Here is a 12,802-nt window from a genome sequence, read left to right on the forward strand (position 1 = left end):
GAACGGCAGCCCGCAGGGGCGGCCAGAAATGAAGCCGGGCGTATAACCGAAAGCCCGTCCAAAACGCAAGGTGTGACGCGCTATGAGTGAAGAGAGGGGCGCCGCCGCCCCGGACGCGGCGGGCGCCGAAGGACGTCCGAGCGCCGGCCAGAGCCTGGCGCAGACCCTCGCTGAAGCTGCTGCGCGCCGGCCCAAGAGCCGCAACGTCGGCGTGCTCCGCCGCCTCACGCCCTTTATCGCCGCCCATTGGGGCGACGCCGCCCTGTCCGCCGTCTTCCTGCTGGTCTCGACCAGCGCCACCCTGGGCATCTCCTGCGCGGTGCGTCTCTTGGTGGACCACCTGGGTTCGGCGCAGCGGGCGCACGCCCAGGCCGGCTCCATCAACCTCTGGTTCCTGCTGCTCGGCGGCGTGGCGCTCACCTTGGCGTTGGCGACCGCAGGCCGCTACTTCTTCATCACCAAGCTCGGCGAGCGGGTGGTGGCGGACCTGCGCAAGGTCACCTACCGCCACATCCTGACGCTCGACCCGATGTTCTTCCTGAACACCCGCACGGGCGAGGTGCTGTCGCGGCTGACCACCGACATCCAGATCGTCGAGTCCCTGGTGGGCTCTTCGGTCTCCGTGGCGCTGCGCAACCTGCTGACGGTGATCGGCGCCGTCGCCTTCATGACCGTGGTCAGCCTGAAGCTGACCGGCCTGGTGCTGCTGCTCATCCCCATGCTGCTGGTCCCGCTGTTTCTCTTCGGCCGCCGCGTGCGCAAGCTGACCGCCTCGACCCAGGACCGCTTCGCCGAGGCCGTCGGCTACGCCGGCGAGAGCCTGGACGCGCTGGAGACAGTGCAGGCCTTCGGCCGCGAAGGCGCCGCTGGGGCGCGGTTCGGCGGGGCGGTGGACGCCTCGTTCAACATGTCGCTGAAGCGGATCAGCGCGCGGGCGCTGATGACCGCCCTGGTCATCGGCATGGTCTTCGGCGGGGTGGTGCTGATCTTCTGGTTCGGCGTCCACCAGGTCTTGCAGGGTGGCCTGACGATGGGCGCGCTGATACAGTTCGCCATCCTGGCCGTGCTCGCCGCCGGCGCCGTGGGCTCGCTGGGCGAGACCTGGGGCGACGTGCAGAAGGCCGCCGGCGCCATGGAGCGGATCGGCGACCTGCTCGACGCCCAGCCGAACGTGAAGGCCCCGGCCCATCCCCGGCCTCTGCCCGCGCCGGCGCGGGGCGATCTGGCCTTCCAGGACGTGACCTTCGCCTATCCGGGCCGACCGGAGCTGCCGGCGCTGCGCGAGTTCTCGCTTTCGGTGCGGCCCGGCGAGCGGGTGGCCCTGGTGGGGCCGTCGGGGGCCGGCAAGAGCACGGTCTTCCGCCTGCTGCTGCGCTTCTACGATCCCCAGGCCGGCCGGGTGCTGCTCGACGGCGTCGACCTGAAGGACGCCGATCCCGCCGAGGTGCGGGCCCGGATGGCCCTGGTCGCCCAGGACTCGCCGCTGTTCTCCGGCTCGGCCCTCGAAAACATCCGCTTCGGCCGCCAGGACGCCAGTCCCGAAGAGCTGCGCGCCGCCCTCCGCGCGGCCCAGGCCGAGGGCTTCCTGCAAGCCCTGCCGCAGGGGCTGGACACCTCCGTCGGCGAGCGGGCGCGAGCCCTCTCCGGGGGCCAGCGCCAGCGGCTCGCCATCGCCCGCGCCCTGGTCCGCGAGGCCCCGGTGCTGCTGCTCGACGAGGCGACCAGCGCGCTCGACGCCGAGAACGAGCGCCTGGTCCAGGTCGCCCTCGACCGCGCCATGGCCGGCCGCACCACCCTGGTCATCGCCCACCGCCTGGCCACCGTGCTCAAGGCCGACCGCATCGTGGTGATGGACGAGGGCCGCGTCGTCGAACAGGGCGCCCACCACGAGCTGGTGGCCCGCAACGGCCTCTACGCGAGGCTGGCGGCGCTGCAGTTCGGGGAAGCGGCGTAGGACCACCCTTCTCCGGTCATCCCTGCTTTCGCGGGGGCGAGCGGAAGGAGGGGCGGTGGGTGACCGTCAGATGTGGTCCCGCGCCGCCACCGCCAGCCCGGGGAAGTCGCTGAACAGGCCGTCGACGCCGGCGGCGTAGAGGGCGCGGTAGACGGCCCCGACGTCGCCATGGGCGGCTGGCGCGTCCCCGCGCCGCAGCGCCGGGGGCAGGAAGGCGTTCTCCGCCCGCACCGTCCAGGGATGCGCCTTCAGCCCCGCGGCGTGCGCGTCGGCGACCAGGGTTGTGGCGCCCGTCAGGGCCCCGTCCGGGCCCGTGGGCAGGATCATCCGCCACTCCGGACCGATCCCGTCGGCGTAGGCGGCGACCTGCTTCAGGCCCTGCGGCGTGGTCATGGCGCGATAGGTGAGGGTGGGATCGTCCGCGGGGCCGCCGTCCGCCGGGACCAGCTGGATCAGCGGCGCGCGCGACAGCTGGCGGAGGGCCTTCAGCGCGCCGACCTCGAAGCACTGGACGAAGACCGGGGCCGCGGCGCTGTCGAGCCCGTTCGCCTTCAGGGCCGCGTGCAGCCGCCCCTCCAGGGGCAGGCCGATCGAGGCGAAATAGGTCGGGTGTTTCATTTCGGGATAGGTCCCGATGGTGCGGCCCGTCCGTCGGCTCTCGGCCCTGGCCAGGTCGACCACCTCCTGGAAGGTCGGGATCGGCTCCAGCCCGTCATATTTTACATTGCCCGGCCGCAGCTGCGGCAGCCGCTCCCGCGCGCGCAGGGTCTTCAGCTCCTGCAGGGTGAAGTCCTCGGTGAACCAGCCCTCCAGCGTCTCGCCGTCGATCACCTTGCGGGTCTTGCGCGCGGCGAACTCGGGTCGGCTGGCGACGTCGGTCGTGCCGCCGATCTCCGGCTCGTGGCGCACCACCAGATGGCCGTCCTTCGTCGGGACCAGGTCCGGCTCGATGAAATCGCAGCCTTCGGCGATCGCCAGCCGATAGGCCATGAGGGTGTGCTCGGGCCGCTCGCCGCTGGCGCCGCGATGGGCGATGACCAGGGGCTTGCGTGCGGCGGGCGCCTTGGCGTGAGCGGGGAGCGCGGTGGAGGCCATGACGGCGAGGGCTAAGGTTCGGCGGGTCAGCATGGCGGCTCGCTTAAGCCGCCCGCGTGACAGTTCGGCTCACGGCCGGCTTCGCCTAGGTTTACTGAGCCGCCCGCAGCTTGTCGAACAGCAGCGGATGGATGTCGAGGTTGCCGGCGCAGATCGAGCCCGCGGTCAGCATGTCCTCGCCGCCGTCGGCGTCGGTCACCTTGCCGCCCGCCTCGGTCACGAGAAGCAACCCCGCAGCGACGTCCCACGACTTCAGGTCGCGCTCCCAGTAGCCATCGTAGCGGCCGGCGGCGACATAGGCGAGGTCGAGGGCGGCCGAGCCGAAGCGGCGGACGCCGGCGACGCGCTGGCTGACCTGATGCAGCTCCTTGAGGAACCGCCCGTGCTGGCCGTGGCCCAGGTAGGGGATGCCGGTCGCCACGACGCATTCGTCGAGCCGGCTGCGGGCGGCGACGCGCAGGCGCTTGTCGTTGAGATAGCAGCCCTTGCCCTTCTCGGCCCAAAACAGCTCGTTGCTCACCGGGTTGTAGGTGACCGCCGCGACGACCGCCCCTTCGCGCTGCAGGGCGATGTTGATCGCGAAGTGCGGGATGGCGTGCAGGAAGTTGGTGGTGCCGTCGAGCGGGTCGACGATCCAGGTGTGGGTCTTGTCGCTCCCCTCGATCAGCCCGCGCTCTTCGCCGAGGAAGCTGTAGCCGGGGCGCGCCTTCTCGAGCATCTCGAACAGCGTCTGCTCGGCCTTGATGTCGGCGGCGGAGACGAAGTCGGCGGGAGCCTTGCGGGCCACCTGCAGCTCGGCGAGCTCGCCGAAATCACGGTTGAGCCCGCGCGCGGCCTTGCGCGCGGCGTCGCTCATCACCTTCAGTAGGGCCGATTGGCTGATCATGCGGCGCGATAACTATTGGTCGGGCGACGGCAAAGCAAGGACGGCCTCGTCGCGCTCGGCGACGCCGGCGGCGATCTCGGCGTTGAGCGCCTTCACCGCGGCGGCCGGACCGTCGCCGTAGGACCAGACGCCGGCGCAGACGGCGGCGAAGTCGGCGCCGGCCCGGGCCACCTGGCGGATGTTCTTCACCGTGATGCCGCCGATGGCGACGCAGGGCGTCTGCATGGTCTCCTGCCAGATCGTCAGGACCTCCAGGTCGCACCGGATCTTCGCCTCCTTGGTGCCGGTCGGGAAGACTGCGCCGAAGGCGACGTAGTCGGCGCCGGCCTCCGCCGCCTCCATGCCGAGATGGCGGCTGTCGTGGCAGGTGACGCCGACGATCCGGTCGGGCCCCATCAGCCGGCGCGCTTCCTTGTAGGGAACGTCGTCCTGGCCAATGTGCACCCCGTCGCAGCCGAGCTTCGCCGCCAGGTCCGGCCGGTCGTTGAGGATCACCGCCACGTCGCGGGACGCAGCGATCGGCAGGATCATGTCGACGGCCGCGGCGATGATGACGTCGTCGACGTCCTTCAGCCGGATCTGCAGGGCGGCGACATCGCCGGCGTCGAGCGCGTGCGCGAGCACATGGCCGAAGGCCGCCAGGTCGTCGAGCCTGGGCGGAGTGATCAGATAGAGCCGGCAGGGCGGGGTGGTCATGGCCGCCTCATAGCGCGTCTCGGCGTCCGGGCGAAGATGGCCGCCGGAACCCGGCTTCGCCTCATGGATTTCCGGCAGGCTGGCAAGTGGAGGTCCTGATGACGTCGATGGTGCGTGGAGCCGTGGACAATCTGGCCAACAGCCGCGGCCGCTCGATGGAGCATCTGCTGATCGGCCTCGGCGTCACCGCCGGAGCCGTGCTGGGTTCGGCGGTGATCGCGCGCCTGAACGCACCGACGTCGGACACTCCGAAGCGACGGGGGGAGCGCGACGTCGTCGACCCGCCGTCGTCCGCCCCGCGCCTCCATGCCTTCTCGATCATCTGGCCGCCGCTGTTCCTGGCGCTGATCGTCTCGGGCCTGCGGATCTGGAACGCGCCGAGGAGCCCCGCCCGCACCCAGGCGCTGACCCTGTGGGGCGTGGTGCAGGCGCTGAATGCGCTCTGGATGGCGCTGGGGCCGCGCAAGCTGGGCGGCCAGCTCGCCACCGCCGTCACCTCGCTCGGCACCTCGGCGGCCTATGTCTGGCGCGCCCGCCAGGTCGATGCGTCCGCCGCCAAGATGGTCGCGCCCTACGTCGGGTGGATCGGCCTGGCCAACGTACTGACCGAGGAACTCTGGCGCAAGGACGCGGCCAAGCCGACGATCCACTGAAAGATCGGGGCCACTGAAACTAGGGGCGCTGAGGCGTCAGGGCCCCTCGTGGTCGACGCGGTCGTCGTAGCCCTGGTTGGCGGAGTAGAAGGCGAGCGACATGAGGAAGATCGCCAGCGCAGCCACCACCAGGCAGCCGCCCAGCATATAGGGCCAGAGGGGCCCCAGGCTGCGCCATCCGCCGCCCATCTCGGAGACCTGGAAAAAGGCCCAGCCGGCGAAAACCGCAAAGGCGGCGAGACCCGCAAACGTCAGGCTCAGGATGATGACGTGCTTGCGCATGACGCGATTCAATGCGCCTCCGCCGTCTCGGGTTCCACCAGGGCGGCGCGGCCGGCTACCAGCCCCGCCGATTGTAGCCCTCGGGCGCTGCGCCATGGGTTCCTACGCTGGCCCAGCGACCTTCCTCGGCCTTGTGCGTGAACTGCTCGGCGACCAGCCAGGCCTTCACCGGACGCAGGGTCGCCAGGCAGCCTCCGACGAGGGCGGGCGTCACCACGGCGAACTGCGCCCAGATCGGCGGCTGGACGACGACGGCCCAGATCGCCCACAGCGCGGTGACGAGGATGCCGACGCCGCTCATGACGAAGAAGGCCGGGCCGTCCGCCGGATCGGCGAAGCTGAAGTCCAGGCCGCAGGCCTCGCAGCGGTCCGCAACGGTGAGGAACCGGCTGAAGACATGTCCCTCACCGCAACGGGGGCAGCGGCAGCGCAGGCCGGCGCTCAGGGTCGACGGGGTTTTGAAGTTCTCGGCCACCGGTTTCGCCTTCCATACAATGGTTGCGGTAGTCCATACAATATGTCATCAATGTATGGATTTTCTCAGGAAAACGCAAGCGTGGCCGTTCGAACGACTCCCATGGCGTGGGTAGATCGCGCCGCGTCGGATCAGGGGCCGATCTACTTGGCCGTCCTGCGCGCCATGGAGCAGGCGATCCGCGCCGGCGAGCTGCACCCCGGCGACCGGCTGCCGCCGCAACGCGCCGTCGCCGAGCGGCTGGGCGTCGATCTGACGACCGTGACCCGGGCCTATTCGGCGGCGCAGTCCCAGGGCCTCGTCGAGGCCGCGGTCGGCCGCGGAACCTATGTCCGCGCGCAGGCGGACGACGACGACGCCGGCCTGGTCGACCTCAGCATGAACCTGCCGCCGCCGCCCGAGGGGCTGTCGCTCGGGCGGCTGCTGCGGGAGACGACCGCGGCCATTCTCGAGCGGTCGGATCCGGCGATCCTGATGGCCTACCATCCGGGCTTCGGCACGATCGGGCAGAAGAAGGCCGGCGCGCAATGGCTCGCGCCCGTGATCGGCGAGATCCCCTCGGACCGTCTGCTGGTCTGCCCGGGGGCGCAGGCGGCGCTGGCGGCGGTGTTGTCGAGCCTGTGCAGGCCGGGCGACGCGGTGGTGGCCGAACCCCTGACCTATCCGGGCTTCATCAGCCTCGCCCAGCGGCTCGGCCTGCGGGTGCTTCCCTGCGCCGTCGACGCCGAAGGCGTCATCCCCGAAGCCTTGGAGGCGCTCTGCGCCGAGGCGCGGCCTTCGGCGATCTACCTGGTGCCGACCATGCAGAACCCGACCGGGGCGACCATGACGCCGGGGCGCCGCGAGGCGGTGGCGCGGATCGCGGCTGCGGCCGGGATCTGGATCGTCGAGGACGATCCCTACAGCCGGTTGATGGACGCGCCGCCGCCGGCGATCGCCGCGATCGCCGGCGACCGGACCTTCCATGTCGCGACCCTGGCCAAGTGTCTGAGCCCGGGCCTGCGGATCGCCTACCTCGTCTGTCCCCAAGGCTGGAGCGAGCCCGTCGCCGAAGCTCTCAGGGCGGCGGTCCTGATGCCCCCGCCACTGATGGCGGCCGTCGCCACCCGGTGGATCCAGGAGGGCGCCGCCGAAGAGCTGCTGGCCGCCGTCCGGGCCGAAACACGCGCCCGCCGCGTCATCGCCGCCAGAGCGCTGCCGCAGGCGCTCGGTGCGGCCGACAACATGCATCTCTGGCTGCCGCTCGCGGATGGCGCGGCGGCCGATCGCGTGCAGCTCGGCGCCCAGGCGCGGGGGCTCGCGGTGGTGACGGCGCAGGCCTTCGCCGTCGCGTCCGGGCATCCGGCCGGGGCGCGGATCTCGCTCGGCGGCCCCGGCAAGCGTAGCGTGCTCGAGCGCGCGCTCGCGACCCTGTCGGACCTGGTGGGCGAGGGCGCCGCGCCGCGGCGCCATATCGTCTAGGTTGGCGTCACGTCGCCCTGGCCAAGGGGCGGCGCAACCGGAGGAAGCCACCATGCAGACGGCGTTTCGGCAGGCGCGGGATCGGCTGCTCGACCTTCGGGACGACTACGACGAGGCCCGCAGGAGCTTCCGCTGGCCCGCGCTCGACTGGTTCAACTGGGCGCTCGACTGGTTCGACGCCGAGCTGGGACAGGGGCCGTCCGCCGGTCGCACGGCCTTGACGATCGTCGGCGATCACGCGGCGAGCCGGACCTTCGCCGAACTGTCGGAACGCTCCAACCGGGTCGCCAACGCCTTGCGCGAACGCGGCGTCGGCCGCGGCGACCGGATCCTGCTGATGCTCGGCAACTGCGCGGAGCTGTGGGAGACCCTGCTGGCGGCGATGAAGCTGGGCGCCGTGACGATCCCGGCGACGACCCTGCTCACCGCCGAGGACCTGGCCGCCCGCATGACCCAGGGCGAGGTGACGGTCTGGGTCACCGAGACTGAGCTCGCCGCCAGGTTCGGCGACCTCGACCTTCCCGCCCTGCGGATCGCCGTCGGCGAGCCCCTGGCCGGATGGCTCCCCTACGACGATCTGTTGTCCGGCGCGCCGTCCTTCACGCCGGACGGACCGACCGCCGCCGATGATCCGATCCTGCTCTATTTCACCTCCGGCACCACGGCGAAGCCGAAGCTGGTGATGCACAGCCATCGCAGCTACGGAGTGGGGGCGCTCTCGACCCTGTACTGGCTGGGGCTGCGGCCCGGCGACGTGCATCTCAACGTCTCCTCGCCCGGCTGGGCCAAGCACGCCTGGAGCTGCGTCTTCGCGCCCTGGAACGCCGGCGCGACCGTGTTCGTGCCGAACTTCGGACGCTTCAACGCGCGCGCCCTGCTCGACGCGGTGGTCGAGCACGGGGTCACCTCGCTTTGCGCCCCGCCGACGGTCTGGCGGATGCTGATCCAGGAAGACCTGGCCGCGTGGCGGACGCGCCTCGACAACCTCTGCGGCGCGGGCGAGCCGCTCAATCCCGAGGTGATCGAGGCCGTGCAGCGGGCCTGGGGCCTGACCATCCGCGACGGCTACGGCCAGACCGAGACGACGGCCCAGCTGGCGAACACGCCCGGACAGCCGGTCCGGCCGGGCTCCGTCGGCCGGCCGCTGCCGGGCTATGACCTGGTCCTGCTGGATGGCGACGGGAACGAGGTCGAGGAAGGGGAGATCGTCATGCGTCTCGACCCGCGGCCCGCCGGTCTGATGTGCGGCTATCAGGACGAGGGCGGTCTGCGGCCGATCGACGGCGGCTTTTACCGGACCGGCGACGTCGCCAGCCGCGACGCCGACGGCTGGTTCACCTATGTCGGCCGCGCCGACGACGTCTTCAAAGCCTCCGACTACCGGATCAGCCCGTTCGAGCTGGAAAGCGCCCTGATCGAGCATCCGGCGGTCGCCGAGGCGGCGGTGGTCCCCGCGCCGGACCCTGTGCGCCTGGCCGTGCCCAAGGCCTTCATCGCGCTCGCGCCCGATGTCGCGCCGAGCCGCGAGACGGCGCTGGCGATCTTCCGGCACATCCGGTCTGCCCTGGCGCCCTACAAGCGCGTCCGGCGGATCGAGTTCTTCGAGCTTCCCAAGACGATCTCCGGCAAGATCCGGCGGGTGGAGCTGCGGCGTCTCGAGGGGGAGCGCGCCCGGACCGGGGAGCGGCCGTCGGAGGAACATCGCGAAGAGGACTTCCCCGAACTTCGCGACGCATAGCCGTCCTGGCGGGCGGGCCGATCGTCAAACGAGCGTCGCCAAATCACGCTAGCGCTGCGAGCAGCTGGCGGACATGCGCAGAACGAAGATCTGTAATATCTCGGCCGCAATACGGGAGGACAGATGGGATCGTTCGACGCCTCGATGGCGGCCTATGAAGCGAGTCTGCGCAAGCTCTTCGGGCCGAGCTTCCGCGAGCGGGACCTCGCGCGCAAGCATGCGCGGATGCGGGAGGACGCCTTCCAATTTCTCCGTGGCGCCTGCTGGCGGTGGGCGGAGACGGCGGCGGCCCTCTGCCCGGACCTCATGAACGCTCCGGCGGTGGGGTCGGTCGGTGATGCGCACGCCGGCAACTTCGGGCTCTGGCGCGACGCTGAGTTCCGGCTCGTCTTCGGCGTGAACGATTTCGACGAAGCCTGCGTTTCGCCCTATCCGCTCGACCTCGTGCGCCTCTGCGCCAGCATGCTGATCGCCGAGCCTGTGGTTTCGGCGGAGGAGGTCGCCGATCGCGCCTTGCAAGGCTACCTGGCCGGGCTGCAGAGGCCAGCTCCCTTCGTCCTGGAGAGCGAGCATCTGTGGCTGCGGGACGCCTTCGCCGCGACGGAGGAGGTGCGGGAGGATTTCTGGCGCGATCTGGAGGCCAGTTCGCCGGAGACCGCGCCGGCGTCCTATGACGCGCAGCTCAGGGCGGCCCTGCCGGGCGTCAGTGTACTGACGATCGTCGCGCGCACCGCGGGCGTCGGCGGCCTGGGGCGTCCTCGGTTCGTCGCGTTCGGACGCTTGCGGGGCGGCCCCGCCGCCCGCGAGATCAAGGGGCGGGCGCCGTCCTGCTGGGGCGGACAGGACGCGGCCCTGGCCGATCGGCTGGCGACCGGTCCGTGGCGATCGCCCGATCCGTTCCTGTCCTATGGGCCGAACGGCGTGGTGCGCCGCCTGGCGCCCAACAGCCGCAAGCTGAAATTCGGCGAACTGCGCCGCCGCCGCACGGGGCGTCTGATGCGGGCGATGGCCGCGGACCTCGCCGCCATCCACGCGGCCGAGGCGGGCGCGGCCGACGCCATCCTGCGGGACCTGGAGGCGCGCCCGAAGGACTGGCTCGCGCGCGCGGCGCGTCAGGTCGCCGCCTGGACGAAGAAGGAATTCCGCGCCTACGCTTAAGGGAGCCCCACGAAAAAGGCCGCCGGTGTCCCGGCAGCCTCTCGTGTTTCAGGGGTGAACCTGAAGCCTATTCCGCCGCCTGGCGGGTGATGCCGATCTTCGGGGCCAGTTCGCCCTTGGCGTAGCGCTTGGCCATGGCCGACATCGGCAGCGGGTTGATCTTCGAGGCCATGCCGGCGCCGCCGAACTCTTCCATCCGCTGCTGGCAGACCGCGCGCATGGCTTCCATGGCGGGCTTCAGATATTTGCGCGGGTCGAACTCGCCGGGGTTCTCGGCGAAGATCTTGCGGATCGCGCCGGTCATCGCCATCCGGTTGTCGGTGTCGATATTGATCTTGCGAACGCCGTGCTTGATGCCGCGCTGGATCTCTTCGACCGGCACGCCCCAGGTCTGGGGCATCTCGCCGCCGTACTTGTTGATGATGTCCTGCAGGTCCTGCGGCACCGAGGAGGAGCCGTGCATCACCAGGTGGGTGTTGGGCAGGCGGCGATGGATCTCTTCGATCACGTTCATCGCCAGGACGTCGCCGTCCGGCTTGCGGGTGAACTTGTAGGCGCCGTGGCTGGTGCCCATGGCGATGGCCAGGGCGTCGACCTCGGTGGCGCGGACGAAGTCCACCGCCTGATCGGGATCGGTCAGCAGCTGCGAGTGGTCGAGCTTGCCTTCGAAGCCGTGGCCGTCTTCCTTCTCGCCTTCGCCGGTCTCCAGGCTGCCGAGAATGCCGAGTTCGCCTTCCACCGAGGCGCCCACCCAGTGGGCCATGTCGACGACGTTCTTGGTGACGCGGACGTTGTAGTCGTAGTCAGCCGGGGTCTTGGCGTCGGCCTTCAGCGAGCCGTCCATCATCACGCTGGTGAAGCCGTACTGGATCGCCGTGGCGCAGGTGGCTTCGTTGTTCCCGTGATCCTGGTGCATGCAGATCGGGATGTGCGGGTACATTTCCGCCAGGGCGTCGATCAGGTGCTTCAGCACGATGTCGTTGGCGTAGGAGCGCGCGCCCCGGCTGGCCTGGATGATGACCGGAGCGTCGACCTTGTCGGCGGCCTCCAGGATCGCCAGACCCTGCTCCATGTTGTTGATATTGAAGGCCGGAACGCCGTAGCCGTACTCGGCGGCGTGGTCGAGGAGTTGTCGAAGGGTGATACGAGCCATCTGTTTTTCCCAGCCTGTCCTTTAACGGGTCAGCGCAGCCACGCCGGGCAGCACCTTTCCTTCCATCCATTCAAGAAACGCACCGCCGGCGGTCGAGACGAAGGTGAAGTCGCCCGTTACGCCGGCCACGTTCAGTGCGGCCACGGTATCACCGCCGCCCGCAACCGCCACGAGCGCTCCACTCTTGGCCAGCTTTGCTGCGTGATGTGCTGATTCAACAGTCGCTTTGTCGAACGGAGGCACTTCAAACACTCCAAGCGGGCCGTTCCAGACCAGGGTGGCCGAGGCGTCCATCGCCGCGATCAGCCGGGCCAGGGTCTTCGGGCCAGCGTCCAGGATGCGATCCTGAGCTCCGATCGCGTCAAGTTCGCGAACGGTCGAGCTAACGCCCGGTTCCACCTTTTCCGCCGTGACCACGTCGATGGGCAGCAGCAGCTCGCAGCCCTTTTCCTTGGCCGTGGCGATGATCTGGCGCGCGGTGTCGGCCAGATCGTGCTCGCAGAGCGAGGCGCCCACGTCGATGCCTTGCGCCGCGAGGAAGGTGTTGGCCATGCCCCCGCCGATCGCCAGCTTGTCGAGCTTGCCGACCAGGTTGTTCAGTAGGTCGAGCTTGGTCGAGACCTTGGAGCCGCCGACGATGCCCAGAACCGGCCGCTTCGGATTGCCGAGGGCGGCGTCGAGGGCTTCCAGCTCGCGGCGCATCTGTTCGCCGGCGTAGGCCGGCAGGACGCGGGCCAAGGCTTCGGTCGAGGCGTGCGCCCGGTGCGCCGCGGAGAAGGCGTCGTTGACGTAGAGGTCGCCGTTGGCGGCCAGCGCCTTGGCCAGCTCAGGGTCGTTCGCCTCTTCGCCTGCGTGGTAGCGGACGTTCTCGAGCAGCAGGACGTCGCCGGGCGCCATCGCCTCGACGGCGGCCTTGGCGGCCTCGCCGATGCAGTCGTCGGCGAAGCCGACGGGCGCGCCGAGCAGCTTGGCCAACGGCTCGACGACGGGCTTCAGGCTCATTTCCGGCACGCGCTTGCCCTTCGGACGATCGAAGTGGGCCAAGAGGATCACCTTGGCGCCGCCCTTGCGCAGCTTTTCGATAGTCGGCAGCGCTGCTTTCAGGCGCGTGTCGTCGGTCACCCGGCCGTCGGCCATGGGGACATTGAAGTCGACGCGGACCAGGGCGCGCTGGTCCTGGAGGTTGGCCTGGTCGAGGGTTTTAAACGTCATCGGTGTCGGTCCTCAAACCGGCTTCCCTTTCCTCCCTCG

Annotated in this window: 12 protein-coding genes; 5 read left to right on the forward strand and 7 right to left on the reverse strand. The window is 70.2% G+C overall.

Annotated features, from left to right (window positions below; genetic code table 11):
* Nucleotides 1-82: 82 nt before the first annotated feature.
* A complete protein-coding gene (locus tag ACSQ2B_RS19095) occupies nucleotides 83-1,954 on the forward strand; it encodes an ABC transporter transmembrane domain-containing protein (protein WP_436052252.1) in 1,872 nt (623 codons plus the stop codon).
* Between the two features lie 66 nt (nucleotides 1,955-2,020).
* Here the strand turns inward: ACSQ2B_RS19095 and ACSQ2B_RS19100 are convergent, their stop codons facing one another.
* From ACSQ2B_RS19100 to thiE, 3 genes are read right to left on the reverse strand one after another with little or no spacing between them, the layout of a single operon-like run.
* Entirely contained in the window at nucleotides 2,021-3,082 is a 1,062-nt protein-coding gene (locus tag ACSQ2B_RS19100; protein ID WP_436052254.1) for a glycerophosphodiester phosphodiesterase, read from the reverse strand.
* A 58-nt stretch (nucleotides 3,083-3,140) separates the two neighbouring features.
* Nucleotides 3,141-3,935 carry an inositol monophosphatase family protein gene (locus ACSQ2B_RS19105; protein WP_436052256.1) on the reverse strand — a complete coding sequence of 265 codons (795 nt, stop codon included), beginning with the start codon at nucleotides 3,933-3,935 and terminating at the stop codon, nucleotides 3,141-3,143.
* A gap of 12 nt (nucleotides 3,936-3,947) precedes the next feature.
* Nucleotides 3,948-4,631, reverse strand: a complete 684-nt coding sequence (gene thiE, locus ACSQ2B_RS19110; protein ID WP_436052258.1) for a thiamine phosphate synthase — start codon at nucleotides 4,629-4,631, stop codon at nucleotides 3,948-3,950.
* Nucleotides 4,632-4,729: 98 nt separating this feature from the next.
* Between thiE and ACSQ2B_RS19115 the strand changes: the two genes are divergently transcribed.
* Nucleotides 4,730-5,284: a TspO/MBR family protein gene (locus ACSQ2B_RS19115; RefSeq protein ID WP_436052260.1), complete on the forward strand. Its 555-nt coding sequence runs from the start codon at nucleotides 4,730-4,732 to the stop codon at nucleotides 5,282-5,284.
* Nucleotides 5,285-5,320: 36 nt separating this feature from the next.
* On the opposite strand, the gene ACSQ2B_RS19120 is transcribed toward ACSQ2B_RS19115, so the two are convergent.
* Nucleotides 5,321-5,566 (reverse strand): hypothetical protein, encoded by a 246-nt coding sequence (locus ACSQ2B_RS19120; RefSeq protein ID WP_436052262.1) that lies wholly within the window; start codon nucleotides 5,564-5,566, stop codon nucleotides 5,321-5,323.
* Between the two features lie 55 nt (nucleotides 5,567-5,621).
* The gene (locus ACSQ2B_RS19125) at nucleotides 5,622-6,041 is read right to left on the reverse strand and encodes a DUF983 domain-containing protein (RefSeq protein ID WP_436052263.1); all 420 of its coding nucleotides are present in this window, start codon (nucleotides 6,039-6,041) and stop codon (nucleotides 5,622-5,624) included.
* 102 nt (nucleotides 6,042-6,143) lie between these two features.
* Here ACSQ2B_RS19125 and ACSQ2B_RS19130 point away from each other — a divergent pair, with 102 nt between their 5' ends.
* The 3 genes from ACSQ2B_RS19130 (at nucleotide 6,144) to ACSQ2B_RS19140 (ending at nucleotide 10,398) form a co-directional block, all read left to right on the forward strand.
* The gene (locus ACSQ2B_RS19130) at nucleotides 6,144-7,502 is read left to right on the forward strand and encodes a PLP-dependent aminotransferase family protein (protein WP_436052265.1); all 1,359 of its coding nucleotides are present in this window, start codon (nucleotides 6,144-6,146) and stop codon (nucleotides 7,500-7,502) included.
* A gap of 52 nt (nucleotides 7,503-7,554) precedes the next feature.
* Nucleotides 7,555-9,240 carry an AMP-binding protein gene (locus ACSQ2B_RS19135; RefSeq protein ID WP_436052267.1) on the forward strand — a complete coding sequence of 562 codons (1,686 nt, stop codon included), beginning with the start codon at nucleotides 7,555-7,557 and terminating at the stop codon, nucleotides 9,238-9,240.
* Nucleotides 9,241-9,363: 123 nt separating this feature from the next.
* On the forward strand, nucleotides 9,364-10,398 hold the full coding sequence (locus ACSQ2B_RS19140) for a DUF2252 family protein (RefSeq protein WP_436052269.1): 1,035 nt from the start codon (nucleotides 9,364-9,366) through the stop codon (nucleotides 10,396-10,398).
* A 67-nt stretch (nucleotides 10,399-10,465) separates the two neighbouring features.
* Here the strand turns inward: ACSQ2B_RS19140 and fba are convergent, their stop codons facing one another.
* Together fba and ACSQ2B_RS19150 are read right to left on the reverse strand one after the other, a co-directional pair.
* The gene (fba, locus tag ACSQ2B_RS19145; RefSeq protein ID WP_436052271.1) at nucleotides 10,466-11,551 is read right to left on the reverse strand and encodes a class II fructose-bisphosphate aldolase; all 1,086 of its coding nucleotides are present in this window, start codon (nucleotides 11,549-11,551) and stop codon (nucleotides 10,466-10,468) included.
* 21 nt (nucleotides 11,552-11,572) lie between these two features.
* A complete protein-coding gene (locus ACSQ2B_RS19150; RefSeq protein ID WP_436052273.1) occupies nucleotides 11,573-12,763 on the reverse strand; it encodes a phosphoglycerate kinase in 1,191 nt (396 codons plus the stop codon).
* Nucleotides 12,764-12,802: the final 39 nt, after the last annotated feature.

This window comes from Phenylobacterium sp. LjRoot225, from assembly GCF_964252855.1.
Classification (GTDB): Bacteria; Pseudomonadota; Alphaproteobacteria; order Caulobacterales; family Caulobacteraceae; genus Phenylobacterium.